14 protein-coding genes and 2 pseudogenes are annotated in these 22,539 nt (G+C 60.1%); 8 read left to right on the forward strand and 8 right to left on the reverse strand.

The genetic code is table 11. From position 1 onward, the window contains the following. Window positions 1–18: 18 nt before the first annotated feature. Together ACLBW8_RS11705 and putP are read right to left on the reverse strand one after the other, a co-directional pair. The gene (locus ACLBW8_RS11705; protein ID WP_447805411.1) at window positions 19–2,028 is read right to left on the reverse strand and encodes a type VI secretion system Vgr family protein; all 2,010 of its coding nucleotides are present in this window, start codon (window positions 2,026–2,028) and stop codon (window positions 19–21) included. Window positions 2,029–2,231: 203 nt separating this feature from the next. Next, window positions 2,232–3,716, reverse strand: coding sequence for a sodium/proline symporter PutP (gene putP, locus ACLBW8_RS11710; RefSeq protein ID WP_262666845.1), 1,485 nt, complete (start codon window positions 3,714–3,716; stop codon window positions 2,232–2,234). A 460-nt stretch (window positions 3,717–4,176) separates the two neighbouring features. On the opposite strand from putP, the gene putA reads away from it, so the two are divergent. Continuing rightward, entirely contained in the window at window positions 4,177–8,130 is a 3,954-nt protein-coding gene (putA, locus tag ACLBW8_RS11715) for a trifunctional transcriptional regulator/proline dehydrogenase/L-glutamate gamma-semialdehyde dehydrogenase (RefSeq protein WP_447805412.1), read from the forward strand. Between the two features lie 213 nt (window positions 8,131–8,343). Beyond that, entirely contained in the window at window positions 8,344–10,146 is a 1,803-nt protein-coding gene (locus ACLBW8_RS11720) for an acyl-CoA dehydrogenase (RefSeq protein ID WP_447805413.1), read from the forward strand. On the opposite strand, the gene ACLBW8_RS11725 is transcribed toward ACLBW8_RS11720, so the two are convergent. Both ACLBW8_RS11725 and ACLBW8_RS11730 read right to left on the reverse strand, forming a co-directional pair. After that, complete coding sequence (locus tag ACLBW8_RS11725; RefSeq protein WP_447805414.1) at window positions 10,143–10,436, reverse strand: cell division protein ZapA; 294 nt, start codon at window positions 10,434–10,436, stop codon at window positions 10,143–10,145. The two genes, ACLBW8_RS11720 and ACLBW8_RS11725, sit on opposite strands and share 4 nt — an antisense overlap. After that, window positions 10,433–10,663 carry a hypothetical protein gene (locus ACLBW8_RS11730; protein WP_447805520.1) on the reverse strand — a complete coding sequence of 77 codons (231 nt, stop codon included), beginning with the start codon at window positions 10,661–10,663 and terminating at the stop codon, window positions 10,433–10,435. Before ACLBW8_RS11730 ends, ACLBW8_RS11725 begins: the two co-directional genes overlap by 4 nt. 343 nt (window positions 10,664–11,006) lie before the next feature. Between ACLBW8_RS11730 and ACLBW8_RS11735 the strand changes: the two are divergent. From ACLBW8_RS11735 to selO, 5 genes and pseudogenes are all read left to right on the forward strand, one after another. Next, window positions 11,007–11,663: pseudogene (locus ACLBW8_RS11735) on the forward strand (MCP four helix bundle domain-containing protein); the annotation flags it as partial. A gap of 303 nt (window positions 11,664–11,966) precedes the next feature. After that, window positions 11,967–12,566, forward strand: a pseudogene (locus ACLBW8_RS11740) (methyl-accepting chemotaxis protein); the annotation flags it as partial. A 237-nt stretch (window positions 12,567–12,803) separates the two neighbouring features. Further along, the gene (locus ACLBW8_RS11745; RefSeq protein WP_064450342.1) at window positions 12,804–14,546 is read left to right on the forward strand and encodes a potassium/proton antiporter; all 1,743 of its coding nucleotides are present in this window, start codon (window positions 12,804–12,806) and stop codon (window positions 14,544–14,546) included. Window positions 14,547–14,602: 56 nt separating this feature from the next. Beyond that, a complete protein-coding gene (gene mscK / locus ACLBW8_RS11750) occupies window positions 14,603–17,941 on the forward strand; it encodes a mechanosensitive channel MscK (protein ID WP_064450341.1) in 3,339 nt (1,112 codons plus the stop codon). A gap of 48 nt (window positions 17,942–17,989) precedes the next feature. Continuing rightward, entirely contained in the window at window positions 17,990–19,453 is a 1,464-nt protein-coding gene (selO, locus tag ACLBW8_RS11755; RefSeq protein ID WP_447805415.1) for a protein adenylyltransferase SelO, read from the forward strand. Between the two features lie 5 nt (window positions 19,454–19,458). Here selO and ACLBW8_RS11760 read toward each other — a convergent pair whose 3' ends face one another. Together ACLBW8_RS11760 and ACLBW8_RS11765 are read right to left on the reverse strand one after the other, a co-directional pair. After that, window positions 19,459–19,860, reverse strand: coding sequence for a helix-turn-helix domain-containing protein (locus ACLBW8_RS11760; RefSeq protein ID WP_447805416.1), 402 nt, complete (start codon window positions 19,858–19,860; stop codon window positions 19,459–19,461). Next, window positions 19,857–20,153 (reverse strand): type II toxin-antitoxin system HigB family toxin, encoded by a 297-nt coding sequence (locus ACLBW8_RS11765; protein ID WP_221293749.1) that lies wholly within the window; start codon window positions 20,151–20,153, stop codon window positions 19,857–19,859. The genes ACLBW8_RS11760 and ACLBW8_RS11765 overlap by 4 nt, the downstream gene beginning before the upstream one ends. Before the next feature lie 235 nt (window positions 20,154–20,388). On the opposite strand from ACLBW8_RS11765, the gene trxC reads away from it, so the two are divergent. Next, entirely contained in the window at window positions 20,389–20,823 is a 435-nt protein-coding gene (trxC, locus tag ACLBW8_RS11770) for a thioredoxin TrxC (RefSeq protein ID WP_447805417.1), read from the forward strand. 131 nt (window positions 20,824–20,954) lie between these two features. Here trxC and ACLBW8_RS11775 read toward each other — a convergent pair whose 3' ends face one another. Beyond that, window positions 20,955–21,182, reverse strand: coding sequence for a DUF6124 family protein (locus tag ACLBW8_RS11775; protein ID WP_447805418.1), 228 nt, complete (start codon window positions 21,180–21,182; stop codon window positions 20,955–20,957). A gap of 476 nt (window positions 21,183–21,658) precedes the next feature. Beyond that, window positions 21,659–22,429, reverse strand: a complete 771-nt coding sequence (locus ACLBW8_RS11780; protein WP_012721840.1) for a ParA family protein — start codon at window positions 22,427–22,429, stop codon at window positions 21,659–21,661. Between the last annotated feature and the right edge of the window lie 110 nt (window positions 22,430–22,539).

Genomic DNA, 22,539 nt, shown 5'->3' on the forward strand with positions numbered 1-22,539 from the left:
ATTCCTTATAATTAAAGCTTAAAGGTGTCGGGTGATATCACACTGACCGTTCTTGCAGCGCTCACACTCTTCGCAAAACGGTGCGCTGCGTTTCAGACTGGCCACTTGCACGCGGCTCAACGGTGCGGGAATAACCGCCAGCAGTTTTTCTTTTATTCCCGCCATTAACGGCGCAGCGGCAGGACCGGGCGCACCGCCAATCTGAATCGGCACACTGCTGAAAATGCCGGCCGCCGACACCGTGATCGACTGCCCTCCGGCCTGGATCGTAACGGCGGCACCCGCGTCGATCACGATGCTTTGCCCTGCGCCTATCTGAATGCTGCGACCGGCCCGCACCTGCTGGGACCCGCCGACTACCAGGTGATCATCCTGCTTGAGCTCGGTCAGGCGGTTGCCATGGGTGATGCGTTGCTCTTCGCCTTGAAGCTCATGATGGGACTCGCCACCGACCCTCACACGGCGCAGGTTATCAACCTGTACCTGCTGGTCATGCAACACATGCTGGGTCCAATCACGCTGGGCACGCAGGTAGATTTCCTCGGCACCCTTGCGGTCCTCAATCCGCAGTTCGTTGTAGCCCCCACCACCCGGGCTGCTGTGACTGCGCAAAATGCTGCGGGTCTTGTCCGCCGGCAAGTCCAGAGGCACTGGTGTCGCAGCGTTGGGCAGACAACCCATCACCAGGGGCATATCCATGTCGCCATTGACGAAGCCCACCAGGACTTCCATGCCAACCCTGGGGATCAGCACCGAGCCATAACGGTCATGGGCCCAGGCACTGGCGACGCGCAGCCAGCAACTGGAATGGTCGTTGTGCGCCCCGTCGCGATCCCAGGCCATCTGCACTTTGACCCGACCGTATTCATCGCAATGGATTTCGCTGTCGGCAGGGCCGGTGACCACCGCGTTCTGATAACCCGCAAGGGTCGGACGCTGCTGCTCAGGCATGGGCGGACGAAAGATCACATCCCACGGCGCAGCGATAAACTCGTTGCGATAGCCCTGGCGAAAATCCCCGCCTTCGACCTCAGTCACGGCCTCCTCGAGCACTTGGGGTTGTTTACCTTCGTGGGTTACTTGCGTCACCAGCCACAAGTTGTTCCATTCTTCACGTGGGTGCCCGCTCAGCATGAGGAAACGCCCGCAGACCAACGCCGGCTCATCGCCTTCGCCGTGGGCGACGCGAGCGTCTCGGCGGTGGCGCTCCAAACCACGTTGCGCGAGGTATTTGCCATGGAGCCGGTCAGAAAATTGACCGGGGTAGGTTTGCTCCTCCAGCGTGGGAAACGCCTCGCCGGCGACTTCGCTCTCCAACGCCAGGCGTGGCTTGCGGAAATCGTAATCGCGCAGGCTCACTGACGTCGTGCGGGTTTCCAATTGCACCGCAAACCGTTTGATCGCCGGGGCGCCCGCCACCATTCCGGAACCGGGTGTATACGGGGTGGGCTGGTCAGCCTGGGCAAACACTGTCTGGTCATCGCCGAACACCAGCACGTGCCCCTCGGGCGAATGCTGGAAGTGATAGTGAATCCCCAGCTCGGCACACAGGCGCTGAATGAACGCCAGATCGGTCTCACCGAACTGCACACAATACTCACGCTCCGGGTAGTGACCGCTCAGCCGAAACTCGAAGCGGTCGCCCTGAATCCCCTGCCCCACCAGCACCAGCGCAACAATCTGCGGCACCGTCTTGTGCTGGAAAATACGCTGATGGCTGCTGTGCATCAGGTACGCCAATTGCGGCACAAGACTGATCTGGTAGCGCGTAAGACGTCGTCCGGAATCGCCCTGGGCCACCCGATAAACCAGGCCGTGAACGCCATGGCCCTGTTCATCAAAACCCAGATATATCTGGCGATGCAGCATGCTTTCCAGGTCGATATCGGGTTGCTCGCTGACCAACTCAAGCTCAAAACGATAGGGCTGGCTGAGCGCCTCCTGACCTTTGAAGCTAAAGACTTTAAGGTCGCACGCAACCCCACTCAGGGTTAGGTTAAAGGCACTTTGATTGGCAGGAGCGAACATCCGGTGTTTCTCTGCGAAGGGTAGGCGCCAGATTCTGCACCACTGCTGCGCCCGGCTGAGCACGTCCTGGGAAAATCAGTAAAGCCCTACACGCACACGTCCGAATGTTCTTGCGGCGGACGTAAATCGCACGCAAAAAAAGGCCCGCATCCTACGGATGGCGGGCCTTTTTTCAGCTCATCTGGCGCTAAACGCCCGAAAAATTACTTGTTGAGGTTGTAGTCTTTTTCCGCAGCATCAAAACGCTCAACCATACCCGCAGTCGGTGCGCCCAGCTTGCTCACGACGTAGATCGCCAAGCTGGCGAAGATAAAGCCCGGGATGATTTCGTACAGGCCCAGCAGGTTGAAATGCTTCCACACGATCACAGTGATCGCGCCCACCAGAATGCCCGCCAATGCGCCGTTGCGGGTCATGCCTTTCCAGATCACCGAAATCAGTACCACAGGACCAAACGCAGCGCCGAAACCGGCCCAGGCGTAGCTCACCAGACCCAGTACACGGTTGTCCGGGTTGGCGGCCATAACGATAGCAATCAGGGCAACCAACAGCACCATGGCACGGCCGACCCACACCAGTTCAACCTGGGAAGCGTTTTTGCGCAGGAAGGTTTTGTAGAAGTCTTCGGTCAAGGCGCTGGAGCACACCAGCAACTGGCAGCTCAGGGTACTCATGACGGCCGCCAGAATGGCCGACAACAGCACGCCAGCGATCCACGGGTTGAACAGCAGCTTGGCCAGTTCAATGAACACACGTTCGTGGTTCTCGTTGACCGGCCCCGCCACTTCAGGGTGCGCCGAGAAGTAAGCGATGCCGAAGAAGCCCACCGCCACGGTGCCGCCCAGGCACAGGATCATCCAGGTCATGGAAATACGGCGCGCCTTGGCAATCGACTTCACCGAATCCGCCGCCATGAAGCGCGCGAGGATGTGCGGCTGGCCGAAGTAACCCAAGCCCCAGCCCATCAGCGAGATGATGCCGATGAACGAGGTGTTTTTCAGCATGTTGAAGTTGTCCGGATTCTTGGCTTCGATCGCCAGGAACGTGGTGTCGATGCCGCCGGTAGCCAGCAGCACGATGATCGGCGTCAGGATCAGGGCGAAGATCATCAGCGTGGCTTGGACGGTATCGGTCCAGCTGACGGCAAGGAAACCACCCACGAAGGTGTAGGCAATCGTCGCCGCAGCGCCGGCCCACAGCGCCGTCTCGTAGGACATGCCGAACGTGCTTTCAAACAGGCGGGCACCGGCCACGATGCCGGAGGCACAATAGATGGTGAAGAACACCAGAATCACCACCGCAGAGATGATCCGCAGCAGGCCGCTTTTGTCTTCGAAGCGGCTGGAGAAGTAATCAGGCAGCGTCAGGGCGTCACCGTTGTGCTCGGTCTGCACTCGCAGGCGGCCGGCCACGAACAACCAGTTCAGGTAGGCACCAACGATCAGGCCGATGGCGATCCAGCTTTCCGACAGGCCGGACATGTAGATCGCGCCCGGCAGGCCCATCAACAACCAGCCGCTCATATCGGAAGCACCGGCCGACAAGGCTGTGACCACGCTACCGAGGCTGCGACCGCCGAGGATGTAATCGGAAAGGTTGTTGGTGGAGCGATAGGCCATGAAGCCGATCAGCACCATTGCTGCGATGTAGATCACGAACGTGATCAGGGTAGGATTACTAACGCTCATAAGAGTGACGCCCTGGCTTTGTTTTTATGTAGCGACGGTCTGTCAGACGCCACCCACTGGCTCAGTGAGTAAACGTAACTGGTTGCCGCGCATTTATGACTGACGTTTCCCCAGGAAAGCCGCCAGCCGATGAACCGAACCTTGAAGGTGGTTGCACCTTGGCCGCGAATGCTATTCAACAAAGCAAATAAGGTGCAACCAGTTTCTTGAGAATAAGTTGCACCTTAGCGTGATTCGTCGAAAACCCTCCTTTTTTGCTCCTTTTCGGAGCAAGAACAGCCGATCTCAGAAGCAAATGCACCAAGGTGAAGCCGATTCGGTTGAAGGCCGGATTTTTTCCTGTGAACCGTCGAAAATTTCCTGAACAAAAGGGTTGCACCCGGTTGCACCTCTTGTTGGGCAAAGCTAATCTTGCCGCCAGCAGATGCCACTCGGTAGTGGCACCCATGAGGATAAAAAGATGGCAACGACCACCCTTGGGGTCAAACTCGACGACCCGACCCGCGAACGCCTGAAGGCGGCCGCGACCTCCATTGATCGCACGCCGCACTGGCTGATCAAGCAGGCGATTTTCAATTACCTGGAGAAACTCGAGGGTGGTGCAACCCTGAACGAACTCAATGGTTTGGGCAGTAAGGACGCTGATGATGCTGGTGAAATCCAGCCCGACCACGCCCACCAGTGCTTCCTGGAGTTCGCCGAGAGCATCCTGCCGCAATCGGTACTACGCGCCTCGATCACCGCCGCTTACCGCCGCCCTGAGCCGGAAGTGGTGCCGATGCTGATCGAGCAGGCACGCCTGCCGCAGGCAATGGCCGAAGCCACCAACAAGCTGGCCGCCTCGATTGCCGAAAAACTGCGCAATCAGAAGAGTGCCGGCGGCCGTGCCGGTATTGTTCAGGGTCTGCTGCAAGAATTTTCCCTGTCGTCCCAGGAAGGCGTGGCCCTGATGTGCCTGGCCGAAGCGCTGCTGCGTATCCCGGACAAAGGCACCCGCGATGCGCTGATCCGCGACAAAATCAGCACCGGCAACTGGCAGCCGCACCTGGGCAACAGCCCGTCGCTGTTCGTCAATGCCGCCACCTGGGGCCTGCTGCTGACCGGTAAACTGGTCGCCACCCACAATGAAGCGGGTTTGACCTCGTCCCTGAGCCGTATTATCGGCAAGAGCGGCGAGCCGATGATCCGCAAGGGCGTCGACATGGCCATGCGCCTGATGGGCGAGCAGTTCGTCACCGGCGAAACCATCGCCGAAGCCCTGGCCAATGCGAGCAAGTTCGAAGCCAAGGGTTTTCGCTACTCCTACGACATGCTCGGTGAAGCCGCGCTGACCGAACACGATGCCCAGAAGTACCTGGCCTCGTACGAGCAAGCCATTCATTCCATCGGCAAAGCCTCACACGGCCGTGGGATTTATGAAGGCCCGGGCATCTCTATCAAGCTATCGGCACTGCACCCGCGTTACAGCCGTGCGCAATACGAGCGCGTGATGGATGAGCTGTACCCGCGCCTGCTGTCACTGACCTTGCTGGCCAAGCAATATGACATCGGCCTGAACATCGACGCCGAAGAAGCCGACCGCCTTGAGCTGTCGCTGGACCTGCTGGAACGCCTGTGCTTCGAGCCGCAACTGACCGGCTGGAACGGCATCGGTTTCGTGATCCAGGCTTACCAGAAGCGATGCCCGTATGTGATCGACTACGTCATCGACCTGGCGCGCCGCAGCCGCCATCGCCTGATGATCCGCCTGGTGAAAGGCGCGTACTGGGACAGCGAAATCAAGCGCGCCCAGGTTGAAGGCCTGGAGGGCTACCCGGTCTATACCCGCAAGGTGTACACCGACGTTTCCTACATCGCCTGTGCACGCAAACTGCTGTCGGTACCGGAAGTCATCTACCCGCAATTCGCTACGCACAACGCCCACACGCTGTCGGCCATCTACCATATCGCCGGTCAGAACTATTACCCCGGCCAGTACGAGTTCCAGTGCCTGCACGGCATGGGTGAACCGCTGTACGAGCAGGTTGTAGGCAAGGTTTCCGATGGCAAGCTGAACCGTCCGTGCCGCGTGTACGCACCGGTCGGCACCCACGAAACACTGCTGGCCTACCTGGTGCGGCGCCTGCTGGAAAACGGCGCCAACACCTCGTTCGTCAACCGGATTGCCGACCACACCATCTCGATTCAGGAGCTGGTGGCCGATCCAGTGGCCAACATCGAGCAAATGGCGACGCTGGAAGGCGGCTTCGGCCTGCCGCACCCGCGTATTCCATTGCCGCGCGACCTGTATGGCAGCGACCGCGCCAACTCGGCCGGTATCGACCTGGCCAACGAACACCGCTTGGCGTCGCTGTCTTGCGCCTTGCTGGCCACGGCCCACAACGACTGGAAGGCCGCGCCGATGCTCGGTTGCGCGTCCAGCAATGAAGCCGCCGCCCCTGTGCTGAACCCATCCGACTTGCGCGATGTGGTCGGCCATGTACAGGAAGCCACCGTCGAAGACGTCGACAACGCCATCCAGTGCGCCATCAACGCCGGTCCGATCTGGCAGGCCACCCCGCCCGCCGAACGCGCCGCGATCCTGGAGCGCGCCGCCGACTTGATGGAAGGCGAGATACAGCCGCTGATGGGCCTGCTGGCTCGCGAAGCCGGTAAGACCTTTGCCAACGCCATTGCCGAAGTGCGTGAAGCCGTGGACTTCCTGCGCTACTACGCGGTGCAGGCCCGTAACGATTTCACCAACGACGCCCACCGCCCATTGGGCCCGGTGGTCTGCATCAGTCCGTGGAACTTCCCGCTGGCGATTTTCAGTGGCCAAGTCGCTGCAGCACTGGCGGCCGGTAACCCGGTATTGGCCAAGCCTGCCGAGCAAACACCACTGGTGGCCGCCCAGGCCGTGCGTATTTTGCTCGAAGCCGGCATTCCGGAAGGCGTGCTGCAACTGCTGCCGGGCCAGGGCGAAACCGTCGGCGCGCGCCTGGTGGGTGATGATCGCGTCAAAGGCGTGATGTTCACCGGCTCCACCGAAGTGGCGCGCCTGCTGCAACGCAGCGTCGCCGGTCGCCTGGATACCCAGGGCCGTCCGATTCCGCTGATCGCCGAAACCGGTGGCCAGAACGCGATGATCGTCGACTCTTCGGCACTGACCGAACAAGTGGTGATCGACGTCGTGTCCTCGGCCTTCGACAGCGCCGGCCAGCGTTGCTCGGCCCTGCGTGTACTGTGTTTGCAGGAAGATTCGGCAGACCGTGTCATCGAAATGCTCAAGGGCGCCATGGCTGAATGCCGCCTGGGCAACCCGGAACGCCTGTCGGTGGACATCGGCCCGGTGATCGACGCCGAAGCCAAGGCCGGCATCGAGAAACACATCCAGGCCATGCGTGACAAAGGCCGCGCCGTGTACCAAGTGGCGATTGCCGACGGCGAAGAGATCAAGCGCGGCACTTTCGTGATGCCGACCCTGATCGAGCTGGAAAGCTTCGACGAACTGCAACGGGAGATCTTCGGCCCGGTGCTGCACGTGGTGCGTTACAAGCGCAAAGAGATCGACCAGCTCATCGCGCAGATCAACGCGTCCGGCTACGGCCTGACCCTGGGCGTGCACACTCGCATCGACGAGACCATCGCCAAGGTGATCGACAACGTACATGCCGGTAACGTCTACGTGAACCGCAACATTGTCGGCGCCGTGGTCGGCGTGCAGCCATTCGGCGGCGAAGGCCTGTCGGGCACTGGCCCGAAAGCCGGTGGGCCGTTGTACCTGTACCGCCTGCTGTCGACACGTCCTACCGATGCGATCGAGCAATCCTTCGTGCGTGGCGACAAGCTGGCCGCACCGGACGTGCGTCTGCGCGATGCCATGAGCCAACCGCTGACCGCCCTGAAAACCTGGGCCGACAGCAACCAGTTCAGCGACCTGAGCGCCCTGTGCAGCCAGTTCGCCGCGCAATCGCAAAGCGGTATCACCCGCCAACTGGCCGGCCCGACCGGCGAGCGCAACAGCTACGCCATCCTGCCCCGCGAGCACGTGTTGTGCCTGGCGGAAGTGGAAGGTGACCTGCTGACGCAACTGGCGGCGGTATTGGCCGTCGGCGGTTCGGCGGTATGGCCGGAAACCGACCTGACCAAGGCCTTGTTCACACGCCTGCCAAGGGAGATTCAGGCGAAGATCAAGCGCGTTGCTGATTGGACCAAGGACGAGGTGGTGTTCGATGCCGTCTTGCACCACGGCGATTCCGACCAACTGCGCGCTGTTTGCCAGCAAGTGGCCCAGCGTGGCGGGGCGATTGTCGGGGTGCATGGTTTGTCGCAGGGTGAAACCACGATAGGCCTTGAGCGCCTGGTGATCGAGCGCGCGTTGAGCGTTAACACCGCTGCAGCGGGTGGTAACGCCAGCCTGATGACCATCGGCTAACTAATGTGGGAGCGGGCTTGCTCGCGGATACGGTAAATCAGTCAGTACATTGGGTGACTGACACTCCGCATTCGCGAGCAAGCCCGCTCCCACATTGACCGCGCTCGCAATGCCCTTCTCTCGTTCTGCCCTTCCATCACGCAAATCAATCTTGCTATCCAGCCTCCATTCGCACACTTAGACTCAGGCCTATTCCCCTACAGGTAAGCCGCCATGTCCGAGACGCTGCTCAGTTCCCGCAATCTGGCTTTCGAGCTGTACGAAGTCCTCGATGCCGAGGGCCTGACTCAGCGCGAGCGGTTTGCCGAACACAACCGTGAAACCTTTGATGCCGCCATCAGCACCGCGCGCAGCATTGCCGAGAAGTTTTTCGCGCCGCACAACCGCAAGAACGACGAAAACGAGCCGCGCTATGAAGACGGCAAGGCGATCCTGATCCCGGAAGTGAAACCCGCCGTGGACGCGTTCCTTGAAGCCGGATTTCTGAACGCCGCCCGCAGTTTTGAAGCCGGTGGCATGCAACTGCCAACGTTGCTGTCCCAGGCCTGTTTCGCGCACTTCCAGTCTGCCAACGCCGCCTCCACGTCCTACCCGTTCCTGACCATGGGCGCCGCCAACCTGATCGAAAGCTTCGGCACCGAGGAACAGCATCAGCGCTTCCTGCAACCGATGATCGACGGCCGTTTCTTCGGCACCATGGCCCTCACCGAGCCGCATGCCGGCTCGTCGCTGTCGGATATTCGTACACGCGCCGAGCCCGCTGCTGACGGCAGTTATCGGCTCAAGGGCAATAAAATTTTCATCTCCGGTGGCGATCACCCGCTGTCGGAAAACATCGTGCACATGGTGCTGGCCAAGTTGCCGGATGCACCGGCCGGAGTGAAGGGCATTTCGCTGTTTATCGTGCCCAAATTCCTGGTCAACGACGATGGCAGTCTGGGCGCACGCAACGACGTGCTGCTGGCCGGGCTGTTCCACAAGATGGGCTGGCGCGGTACAACGTCCACGGCACTGAACTTCGGCGATAACGGCAACTGTGTCGGCTATCTGGTGGGCAAACCGCATCAGGGCCTGAGCTGTATGTTCCAAATGATGAACGAGGCGCGCATCGGCGTAGGCATGGGCGCGGTGATGCTGGGTTACGCCGGCTACCTCTACTCGCTGGAGTACGCTCGCGAACGTCCGCAAGGGCGCCTGCCCGACAGCAAAGACCCCAGCACCGCGCCGGTCTCGATCATTCAGCACGCCGATATCAAGCGCATGCTGCTGACCCAGAAGGCCTATGTGGAAGGCGCCTTCGACCTCGGCTTGTATGCAGCGCGCCTGTTCGACGATACCACCACGCTGGCCACCGATGCCGAGCGCAAGCACGCCCACGAATTGCTCGATTTGCTCACGCCCATCGTCAAGTCCTGGCCGTCGGAGTTCTGCCTCAAGGCCAATGAACTGGCGATCCAGATTCTCGGCGGCCATGGCTACACCCGCGAATACCCGGTGGAGCAATACTACCGCGACAACCGCCTGAACCCGATCCATGAAGGTACCCACGGCATTCAGTCGCTGGATTTGCTTGGGCGTAAACTCGCGCAAAACGGCGGTGCGGGGTTGAAACAACTGATCCGCCTGATCGCCGAAACCGCCGCGCGCGCTCAGGAACACTCATCACTGACGGCATTGCGAGAACCCCTGGAACACCTGGTGGCACGCCTGCAAAGCGTGACGATTGGCCTGCTGACCGATCTGGCCCAAGGCAAGGTCAACAGCAGCCTGGCGAATTCGGCGTTGTACTTGAAGGTATTCGGGCACACGGTGATTGGCTGGCGCTGGCTGGAGCAGGCGATTCGCGCCGAGGAAGGGTTGGCCAGGGGCAATGCGGCCGATGTCGCCTTCTATAAAGGCAAGCTCCAGGCCGCTCGGTACTTCCTGACCTGGGAAGTGCCGAGCTGCCATCATGAACTGGCGATTCTGGAGGCACGCGATGACACGTGCCTGGGGATGCAGGATGAGTGGTTCTAAGGCGTTCCGATCGCCTTGGAAATCACATCGACCGTGGCGCTGACTTGCTCTTGGTAACGGTCGAGTTCCTGCTGGTGGTGCTTTTTCATTTCGATCTGCTCGGCGCACAGGTTCAGTGCGGCCAGTACCAATAATTTGTCACCGATCAGGGTCGGGTACTTTTTCTTGGTGGTGGCCAGGGACGCCTTGAGCATGGTCACGGCGTGCATCAGGGTTTGATCTTCCCCGTCCGGCGCCTTGATCGAGTAATCCTCTCCGAGAATCGAAACGACCTTTATCCCTTCATTCATGCGCCGACAGGCCCTGCGCTAACACGCTCAACCAACGCTTGGATGCGAGCGGCGGTGGCGCCGTGCTTTTCTTCCTGCTCCATCAGGTTCAGTTGCAGGCTGTCATTTTCATCCTTGGCGCGGGCCAGTTCCGCTTTGAGGAATTCGTTGCTGCCCAGTAGGTCCTGATTCTGCTGTACTAGGTCGCTGACCAGTTGTTCCAATTGGCTGAGGGATGCTTCTAACATTTTGATTTCTCGGGCATTTTCAAAGGGCGGTGACGATAAAGAAAATTCACCTCGGATGCCAGGGTTATCCCCGGCGCGCAGCCCGTTTTTTAAGGGCCGGGCCGCACTTTCGAGCCTTAGTGACTGCATTTACCCGATCTGGTTCCTGAATCCGCGCAACTGCTCGTCAGATGCGACAAAAGCGCGCGCCCCCTTAAGACTTTAGTCGCATGGCCGATAGCTCATACACACCCCGTCTCACGGCCGCACGGATCGCGCTTCTCCCCAGGATTCCAGCATGTCTCTTCGTAATATGAATATCGCGCCGAGGGCCTTTCTTGGCTTCGCGTTTATTGGCGCACTCATGTTGTTTCTCGGTGTGTTCGCCCTGAACCAAATGAGCAAGATTCGCGCAGCCACCGAAGACATCACCCTGTCCAGCGTGCCAAGCATTCGCGCCCTCGACGAGTTCACCCAGCTGACTCTGCGCCTGCGGGTGTTGTCGTATCGCCTGCTGACCAACCGCGAGCCGGACGTGCAGCAAAAGACCCTTGAGGCGTTTGAACTGCGCAACCAGCAGATCCGCAGCGCCCAGGGCGTCTACGAAAAACTCATCGAAAGCGGCGAAGAGCGGGCCGCCTATGACGAATACGTGCGCTTGCTCAGCCAGTACCATCAGATCGAGGAGCGCATGAAGAGCTTGTCTCGCGCCAACCAGATCGACGAGCTGCGGGCCTTGCTCAACACCGAGTTGCTGAGCAACTCCGAGCAGGTCAACACGGTGCTGACGCGCCTGCTCGACATCAACAACAAGATGGCCAACGCCACCAACCAGCAAGCCAAAGACCAGTACGACATGGCCTTTGAGCTGGTGGTGGGACTGTTGATCATTGCCACGGCGCTGACCCTGTTGTTCGCGTGGCTGCTCACCCGCAGCATCACCCTGCCAATCGCCCAGGCCCTGGAAGCCGCCGAAGAAGTGGCCGAAGGCAACCTGACGCGCCCGATCAAGGTCGACGGCAACGACGAAGCCGGCCGCCTGCTGGCCGCCATGGCCAAGATGCAAGACAAGCTGCGCGACACCCTGCAACGCATCGCCGGTTCCGCCACCCAGCTTGCGTCGGCAGCGGAAGAGCTGAACGCCGTCACCGACGAAAGTGCACGCGGCCTGACCCAGCAAAACAATGAAATCGAACAAGCCGCCACCGCCGTCAACGAGATGACCAGCGCCGTCGAAGAAGTCGCACGCAATGCGGTGAGCACTTCCGAAGCGTCGCGCAATGCGACCACTTCTGCCGGTGATGGCCGTGATCTGGTGCAGGAAACTGTCAGCGCCATCGAGCGCATGAGCGGCGACGTGCAAGCCACGGCCACCTTGATTGGCGACCTGGCCAATGAATCGCGGGATATCGGCAAGGTGCTGGACGTGATTCGCGGCCTGGCTGACCAGACCAACCTGCTGGCGCTGAACGCTGCGATTGAAGCCGCGCGTGCCGGTGAAGCCGGCCGTGGGTTTGCCGTGGTGGCGGATGAGGTGCGGGCCTTGGCCCATCGCACCCAGCAGTCCACCAGCGAGATCGAGCGGATGATCGGCAGCATTCAAGCCGGCACCGAGCATGCGGTGGATTCGATGCGTAACAGCACCGAGCGCGCGGAATCGACGTTGAATATCGCCAAAGGCGCCGGGATGTCGCTGGACACCATCAACACCGCGATCGTCGAAATCAACGAGCGCAACCTGGTCATCGCCAGCGCGGCGGAAGAGCAGGCACAGGTAGCGCGGGAAGTGGACCGTAATCTGGTGAATATCCGCGATCTGTCGGTGCAGTCAGCGACCGGCGCCAGCCAGACGAGTGCGGCGAGCAGTGAGCTGTCGCGATTGGCGGTGGATTTGAATGGGATGGTGGGACGCTTCAGGCTGTAACCCATAACCTGCCTGGCGAAGTCGATTCCTGTGGGAGCTGGCTTGCCTGCGATAGCATCGGCTCGGTGAACCTGGCTTACCGGGTTGCCCGCATCGCAGGCAAGCCAGCTCCCACATTGGATGGGTGCAGGCCCGCGAAAGCTTTTTGACAGCACTGCAATTCAACAGGTTAGAATCGCTGGCACGCAGACTGCATGGTCAGTTCGCGCCCGTCTTCCCAGTTCTGGAGTACTGCCTTTGAATGCGACGACCATCAACAGCCTGTTCTTGATCGGCGCGTTGCTGGTGGGTGCGAGCATTCTGGTAAGTTCTCTTTCGTCACGCCTGGGCATCCCGATTCTGGTGATCATCCTGGCCGTAGGCATGGCCGCCGGCGTCGACGGCGGCGGCATCATTTTCGATAACTACCCGACCGCCTACCTGGTGGGCAACCTTGCGCTGGCAGTGATCCTGCTCGACGGCGGCTTGCGCACACGGGTGGCGAGTTTCCGCGTGGCACTCTGGCCGGCATTATCGCTGGCCACGGTGGGGGTGTTGATTACCACCGGCCTCACCGGGATGGCTGCGGCCTGGCTGTTCAACCTTAATATCATTCAAGGCTTGTTGATCGGCGCCATCGTCGGCTCGACGGACGCCGCGGCAGTGTTCTCGCTGCTGGGCGGCAAGGGCCTGAACGAACGGGTCAGCGCCAGCCTGGAAATCGAATCCGGCAGCAACGACCCAATGGCCGTGTTCCTCACCGTTACCCTGATCGACATGCTGGCCAGCGGCCAAACCGGCCTGCACTGGAGCCTGTTGGGCCACCTGATCCGTGAATTCGGCATCGGCGGTATTGTTGGCCTGGGCGGCGGCTGGCTGATGCTGCAAATGGTCAACCGCATCAACCTGGCCACCGGCCTGTACCCGATTCTGGTGATCGCCGGTGGCCTGCTGGTGTTTGCCTTGACCAACGCCCTGCACGGCAGCGGTTTCCTCGCCGTGTACCTGTGCGGCTTGGTCATCGGCAACCGCCCGGTGCGTAGCCGTCACGGCATTTTGCACATGCTCGACGGCATGGCCTGGCTGGCACAGATCGGCATGTTTTTGGTGCTGGGCCTGCTGGTCACGCCCCATGACTTGCTGCCGATTGCCCTGCCAGCATTGGGCCTGGCGCTGTGGATGATCCTGTTTGCGCGGCCGCTGTCGGTGATGGTCGGCCTGCTGCCGTTCAAAGCGTTCCACGGTCGCGAAAAAGCCTTTATCGCCTGGGTCGGCCTGCGCGGCGCGGTACCGATCATCCTGGCGGTGTTTCCGTTGATGGCCGGCCTGCCTCACGCGCAGCTGTATTTCAACCTGGCGTTCTTTATCGTGCTGGTGTCGTTGCTGGTGCAGGGCACAAGCCTGCCCTGGGTGGCCAAGCTGCTGAAAGTCACCGTGCCGCCGGAACCTGCGCCGATTTCCCGCGCGGCCCTCGAAGTGCACGTTACCAGCGAGTGGGAGCTGTTCGTCTACCGCCTGGGCGCGGAGAAGTGGTGCATCGGCGCGGCCCTGCGCGAGCTGAAAATGCCCGAGGGCACACGCATCGCCGCCCTGTTCCGCGGCCAGCAACTGCTCCACCCGTCGGGTAGTACGGTGCTGGAAGTCGACGATTTGCTCTGTGTGATCGGCCACGAACACAACCTCCCGGCCCTGGGCAAGTTGTTCAGCCAGGCACCGCAACGCGGCCTCGACCTGCGTTTCTTCGGCGATTTTGTGCTCGAAGGCGACGCCCAGTTGGGCGCGGTCTCCGCCCTGTACGGCCTCAAGCTCGAGGGCATCGACCCGGATATGCCATTGAGCCGCTTCATCACTCAGAAAGTCGGCGGCGCGCCGGTTGTGGGCGACCAAGTGGAATGGAACAACACCCTGTGGACCGTCGCAGTCATGGACGGGAACAAGATTGGAAAAGTCGGCGTCAAATTCCCCGAAGGAAGTCGTCCAGGCCCTGGACTCTTCCTCTAAACTGCGGGGCTATGGCGCCACGCCACCACCTTCTTTACCTTGCTCGACCGGTATCCATGACAACTCTGCGCACCTTTATAGCCACTGCCCTGCTGGGCCTGACCCTTTGTGTCGGCAGCGTTTACGCCGCCGACCCGCCCAGCGCCGACGCCATCCAGCAAACCCTGGACAAGCTGCCCGACCGCAAGCTGCCCGATGCCGACATGAAGGCGCTGCAAACAATCCTGCAACAGACCTTGACCTACCTGGGCAACAAGCAGGATTACGAGCAGCGCCTCGCCGACCTCAAACGCCAGCTGGAAGCCGCCCCGCGCCAGACCACCGACAACCAGCGTGAATTGGTGCGGCTCAAGGCCACCAAAATCATCCCGGTGGCCCAACGCTACGCCACCCTGCCGGTGCCGCAGCTCGAGCAATTGCTGGTGCAGCGCACCACCCAGCAAGGCGACCTGCAAAAAGAGCTGGCCGAGGCCAACAGCCTGACCATCGCCGCCCAGACCCGGCCCGAGCGCGCCCAGACTGAAATCAGCAGCAGCCAGACGCGCATCCAGCAGATCAACTCGATCCTCAAGGCCGGCAAAGACAACGGCAAGACGCTCAGCGGCGACCAGCGCAACCAGCTGAACGCCGAACTCGCGGCCCTCAATGCCCTGATCCCGCTGCGCCGCCAGGAACTGGCCGGCAACAGCCAACTGCAAGACCTGGGTAACAGCCAGCACGATCTGGTGGTGGAAAAAACCGCGCGCCTGGAACAAGAGATCCAGGACCTGCAAACCCTGATCAACCAGAAACGCCTGGCCCAGTCCCAGCAGACCGTTACCCAACAATCCATCGAAGCGCAGAAAGCCGGCGGCAGCAGCCTGTTGGCCACGGAGAGCGCAGCCAACCTGAAGCTCTCCGACTACCTGCTCAAAAGCACCGACCGCCTCAACGACCTGACCCAGAAAAACCTGCAGACCAAGCAGCAACTGGACACCGTGACCCAAAGCGACTCGGCGCTGGACGAACAGATCAACGTGCTCAAGGGCAGCCTGCTGCTCTCCAAGATTCTCTATAAACAAAAACAGGCGCTACCACGCCTCACCGTGGATCGCAACCTGGCAGACGATATCGCCAACATTCGCCTGTACCAGTTCGAGGTCAACCAGCAGCGCGAGCTGATCAGCACCCCCAGCACGTATGTGGATAACCTGCTCGCCAACCAGCCACCCGACGACGTAACGCCGCAACTGCGACGTACCCTGCTGGAGCTGGCAATCACCCGCAGCGACCTGCTGGAGCGCCTGAGCCGTGAGCTGAGCGCGCTGCTGAACGAATCGATCACCCTGCAACTGAACCAGAAACAACTGCTCAGCACCGCCACTAACCTGCGTGCGACCCTCGACGAGCAAATGTTCTGGATCCCCAGCAACAAGCCGCTGGACACCGAGTGGCTGGAAACCGTACCGGACCACCTGAGCAAGCAAGTCACCACCCTGCCCTGGGCTTCCAGCGTCAGCGAACTGTATGACGGCCTGACCCAGCGCCCACTGCTGTTCCTGCCGTTACTGCTATTGATCGGCGCGCTGTTGTGGCGGCGCAAAGCCTTGTACCAGCGCCTGAACAAGGTGCACCTGGACATCGGCCACTTCAAACGCGACAGCCAGTGGCACACACCGCAGGCGATTTTGATCAATATCCTGCTGGCGATGCCGGTGTCCCTGGGCCTGGCGCTGTGCGGCTACGCATTGCAAATTGACGCCCGTGGGCAAAACGCCAACCTGGGCGCTGCCTTGTTGCAGATCGCCCAGGCATGGCTGGTGTTCTACACCGCTTACCGAATCCTCGCCCCGGGCGGCGTGGCAGAGTTGCACTTCCGTTGGGAACGGCCTCAGGTCCACTTTCTGCAGGGATGGGTACGCAAGCTCGGGCTGGTGGTGCTGGCCCTGGTGGCGGTGGTGGCGATCGCCGAGCACCAGCCGGCAGCGCTGGCCGACGACGTGCTGGGCATCGGCGTGGTGCTGACCTGCTACGCGCTGATGGCCTGGCTGCTGGGCCGCCTGCTGTTGAACAGCCCGACCCACGAAAAAGCCTCGCTGTTTCGTAAAGCCGTAGGCTTGATGTTTACCGCCCTGCCCATCGCCCTGTTTATCGCGGTGTGCTTTGGCTACTACTACACCGCGCTCAAGCTCAGCGACCGCTTGATCAACACCTTGTACCTGCTGATGTTCTGGCTGGTCATAGAGGCCACCTTCGTGCGCGGCCTGGGAGTGGCCGCACGGCGCCTGGCCTATGCGCGCGCCCTGGCCAAACGCCAGGCCGCCAAGGAAGCCGGTGACGGCGAAGCGGTGATAGAAGAACCTACCCTGGACATCGAGCAAGTCAACGAACAGTCCATGCGCCTGATTCGCCTGGCCCTGCTCGGCGGTTTTATCGCTGCGCTGTATTGGGTGTGGAAAGACCTGATCACCGTGTTCTCCTACCTGGACAACGTCACCCTCTACGAATACACCAGCGGCACCGGCGCCAATATCAGCATGGTGCCGATCAGCATCGGCGACTTGCTCGGGGCGTCGATCATCATCAGCATCACCTTTGCCCTGGCGCGCAACCTGCCCGGTTTGCTCGAGGTGCTGGTGCTGTCCAAGCTGGATCTGGCCCAAGGCAGCGCCTACGCCACAACCACCTTGCTGTCGTATGTGATTGCAGGCGTGGGTTTCGTCTCCACGCTGTCTACCCTCGGCGTGAGCTGGGACAAGTTGCAATGGCTGGTGGCGGCACTGTCGGTGGGGTTGGGCTTCGGGATGCAGGAGATCTTCGCCAACTTTATCTCCGGCATCATGATCCTGTTCGAACGCCCAGTGCGCATCGGCGACACCATCACCATCGGCAACCTGTCGGGCACGGTCAGCAAGATCCGCATCCGTGCCACTACCATCACCGACTTCGACCGCAAAGACATCATTGTCCCGAACAAAACCTTCATCACCGGGCAACTGATCAACTGGTCGCTGACCGACACCATCACCCGCGTCACGCTGAAACTGGGCGTGGACTACGGTTCAGACCTGGATCTGGTGAAGGATCTGTTGCTCAAGGCCGCCAGGGAAAACCCCCGCGTGCTGAAAGAGCCGGAACCCCACGTGTACTTCCTCAACTTCGGCGAAAGCACCCTCGACCACGAACTGCGCATGCACGTGCGCGACCTGGGTGACCGCAACCCGGTAATCGACGAGGTAAACCGCTTTATCAACCGTGAGTTCAAGAACCACCACATCAACATCTCGTTCCGTCAGATGGAGGTCTACCTCAAAAATCTCCACGGCCAGGAATACAAACTGGTAGAAGTCGACACCCCGGCCAAGCCCGCCAACGACGGCGGTGCGCAAGAGCCGCCGCCGAGCAAACTCGACTAACGCGTCTATCCCCAGCAGAATGCTCGGACATTCTGCTGGAGATGGCCGGTGAAAGCCCTCGACGAACTGACCTTCGACAACCGCTTCGCACGCCTGGGCGACGCGTTCTCAACCCACGTACTGCCCGAACCCCTCGACGAGCCGCGCCTTGTCGTGGCGAGCAGTGCCGCCATGGCACTGCTTGACCTCGACCCGGCGGTGGCCGAAACGCCGGTGTTCGCTGAGCTTTTCAGCGGGCACAAGCTGTGGGCCGAAGCGGAACCACGGGCGATGGTCTATTCCGGGCATCAGTTCGGCGGCTACACACCGCAACTGGGTGATGGCCGTGGGTTGTTGCTGGGTGAGGTGTACAACGCGGCTGGCGAGCATTGGGACTTGCACCTCAAAGGCGCCGGGATGACGCCTTACTCGCGCATGGGCGATGGTCGCGCGGTGCTGCGTTCTTCGATTCGTGAATTTCTCGCTTCCGAAGCCCTGCACGCACTGGGCATCCCCAGCAGCCGCGCGTTGTGCGTGGTCGGCTCCAGCACCCCGGTATGGCGCGAGAAACAGGAACGTGGCGCCATGGTGTTGCGCCTGGCTCACAGCCATATTCGCTTCGGGCATTTCGAATATTTCTACTACACCAAAAAGCCCGAACAGCAGGCAGAACTGGCCGAACACGTGTTGAACCTGCACTACCCCGAGTGCCGCGAACAGCCCGAGCCCTACCTGGCAATGTTCCGCGAAATCGTCGAGCGCAATGCAGAGATGATCGCCAAATGGCAAGCCTATGGCTTCTGCCACGGCGTGATGAACACCGACAACATGTCGATCCTGGGCATCACCTTCGACTTCGGGCCGTTTGCGTTTCTCGACGACTTTGATGCGCACTTCATCTGCAACCATTCCGATCATGAAGGGCGTTACTCCTTCAGCAACCAGGTGCCGATCGGGCAGTGGAACCTGAGTGCGCTGGCCCAGGCACTCACGCCGTTTATCAGCGTCGACGCCTTGAAGGAAGCGCTTGGCCTGTACCTGCCGCTGTATCAGGCGCACTACCTGGACTTGATGCGCCGCCGGTTGGGGCTCACCACTGCCGAAGAGGATGACCAGAAGCTGGTGGAGCGCTTGCTGAAACTGATGCAGAACAGCGGCGTGGACTACACGCTGTTCTTCCGGCGCCTGGGCGATGAGTCGGCGGCGTTGGCTGTGGCGCGGCTGCGTGATGACTTTGTCGATTTGGCCGGGTTTGATGCGTGGGCAGAGCTGTACATGGCCCGTGTTGCACGCGACGGCGATGACAGTGAGGAGCGGCGCCGCGAGCGGATGCATGCAGTCAACCCGCTGTACATCCTGCGCAACTATCTGGCGCAGAACGCCATCACCGCCGCCGAGTCAGGCGATTACAGCGAAGTCAGGCGGCTGCATGAAGTGCTGAGCAAACCGTTCGAAGAACAGCCGGGGATGGAGCAATACGCCCAGCGGCCGCCGGATTGGGGCAAGCATTTGGAGATTAGTTGTTCGTCATAAAACCCCTAGATAAAGGTTTCCACTGACACCCCAAATCGGTCGGCCAGCCATCTAATCTGCCGCAGATTGAGCTTGCGCTTACCGCTCAGGACTTCCGAAACGACCGACTGCGTGCCTACACCTGGCAAATCACTCTGTTTCAAACCGTGCTCGCGCATCATTGCGCGCAGCACGTCCACACCACTGGCGACGGGCATCGGGCGATGCTCAAGGTCGTAGGCTTCAATCCAATCACCGAGAATATCCACCAAGCTCATCAGAGGATTTGATTCATCCTCACCGATCAGGTCCAGCAGTTCGTCGAGAGCAGTCACCAGTACGTCGTAATCCGCCTCATTTTTAGGCTTGCGCAGCAATGGTGAAACAAATTGCCAATGTTCAGCAGCGAGCCGAATGAGTGCGCTCATCTGATTTTCTCCTTCCAGTTGTCCTGTTCATAGGCGCGGTGATCTAGCAGATACTTGATGTAAATTCGTTGCTTTTGGTACCGCACGAAAGCGATTAGCCTCAGCTTGTTTCCCCCAATGTCGAACACATGGAGCTGCCCAACTTTATCTGTTGCGGGAAAAATGCCTTTCATAGAAGCGAAGTCAGCCGGGCTGTTGCGTTTAATCCGGCGGTACCACTCATCTAAAGCACTTGCTGAACGCGGCCATTTTTCCTTTGCCTCCCAAATCCTTTTCTCGCTGATCACTCGCATGCAACATCCTTATCGCATCGTGCCATGAAGGTTAAACCCGAATCCGAACTATCGCAATTTGCTATATTCGCAAACAGACAGATGGCGCAAAACAGAACAAGCTCCGACAGCGTAGACAGGCGGCCTCACATCAGCATCGGCAAACTGTGAGGGGATAAGTCATTTGCTCCACGCCTTGATAAACCCGGGCGCTGACTCCAAATTCACTCCATTGGCCATATCCAAGGAGCCCACCATGTCCGAACCTCTTGTCATCCCCTGCCCGCATTGCAACGGCCTCAACCGTATCCCCAGCGAACGCCTGAGCGATTCCCCTAAATGCGGGCGCTGTAAGCAACCCGTTTTGCTCAACAAGCCTTTTGAGCTGAAACAAGGTGACTACGCCAGCCAGATCAAGGGCGACCTGCCGCTGCTGGTGGACGTGTGGGCCGAGTGGTGTGGGCCGTGTAAGTCTTTTGCGCCGGTGTTTGAACAGGCAGCCGCTCAGTTGGAAGGTAAATGTCGCTTGGCCAAGCTGGACAGCGAAGCCAATCAGCAGCTCTCGGCGCAGTTGGGGATTCGTTCGATCCCCAGTTTGATTCTGTTCAAGAACGGCCGCGAAGTGGCGCGCCAGAGTGGGGCTTTTCCGTTGCCGCAGTTGATGAGCTGGTTGCGTAGCCAGGGCGTGTAATTCGGATTTTGCGAGCACCGCGACCAATGTGGGAGGGGGCTTGCTCCCGATGGCAGTGGGTCAGTCAATGTATGCAGTGACTGGCACACCGCTATCGGGAGCAAGCCCCCTCCCACATTTTTGTCCGCGTTTTACCTTAAGGCTACGGGGGATTCGCGGTCCATCATCTGGCCTACGAGTTGTACGCCGAGTTCGCTTAATTGATGGATAGCCAGGGCGACGTCGCGGTGTTCGCCGGTGAGATCGTTGGACAGGTTGAGCAATAGGGTTCGAACGGAAGAGAAGGTCTCGTAGCTGTTGAGCACGAGGGCTTCTGTGGAGAGGTTGGGGGTAATGCTGTAAAGATGACTGGTTTTCATCGTTATTCCCGGAGTGGGCCGCCCTTACCTCGCTACTAAACGAGGGTGGCAGCTGTGCGCAGGTTAGTAGACCGGGGAACAACGCAAAGCCGGCGCACCCGAAGATGCCCTACGCACAGCCACCATCAAACACAGACAAAAGTCTGCTAGATGAAGCTCGTGCACTTTACGCCGTTCTTCGGGCTACTAAACCCGACCACTGAACATTCAGCGGTCCGAGAACCTTAGAGACGCCCATCCAGACGCACAAGCCGGCGGATTCTGGCTTACCTGTAGGCAACGATACAAGGCACAACCCCGTTTGCCAGACCCTTCCTACAGCCTCTGTGGGCCCCATCCAAATCCCCTACAGGAATGCAAAAACAAATGTGGGAGCTGGCTTGCCTGCGATGGCATCGCCTCGGTGTGCCTGACAGACCGGGTCGCCTGTATCGCGGGCAAGCCAGCTCCCACAGGTTATGCGGTGACGGCAAGGATCAGGCGTTTTCCAGCAAGTTATGCAACTCCACAAACTGTTGCGTCAACTTGTGCCGTGGGTCGAGGTGGATCAGCGGCTTGTTCTCCTGGTGCGACTCGCGCATGCGCACGGAGCTGGCCAGGTACACCGGCAGCACCGGCAGGCCTTCGGCAATCAGCTCATCGAGCATCTGCTGCGGCAGGCTCGCACGGGCCTGGAACTGGTTGACCACGATGCCTTCCACTTCCAGGCCTTCATTGTGGTCTTCCTTCAATTCTTCGATTTCCGCCAGCAAGCCGTACAGCGCCTGGCGCGAGAAGCTGTCGCAATCAAAGGGGATTAGCACTCGATCAGCGGCAATCAGCGCCGAAACCGCATAAAAATTCAGGGCTGGCGGCGTATCGAGGTAAATCCGGTCGTAATCCTCGCTCAGCTCATCCAGCAGCTTTCGCAACTTATTGATCTTGTGCTTGGCCTCAAGCTTGGGCTGCAGGTCCGCCAGCTCGGCGGTCGCGGTGATGACATGCAGGTTATCGAACGGCGTTTCGTAGATATCCACCCGATTTTTCTTCGAAAACGGCCCGGAAGACAGGGTTTGCTTGAAGAATTCGGCAATGCCCATCGGGATATCGTCGCCGGTCAGCCCAGTGAGGTACTGGGTTGAGTTGGCCTGTGCATCGAGGTCCACCAACAGGGTTCGATAGCCTTCACTGGCGCTCACCGCCGCCAGGTTGCAGGCGATGCTGGACTTGCCAACGCCACCTTTCTGATTGAACACCACACGCCGCATGGAAAAACCTCCGTGTATCAATGAATGTCCGAGTGTAGAGGGCAAAAGCGCCTGTTAGCTACCTCGTTCATCCATGCACTGCCGCATCACGGCGGTCAGATTCTCCCGCC

The sequence above is a fragment of the Pseudomonas sp. M5A4_2d genome (genome assembly GCF_053345295.1).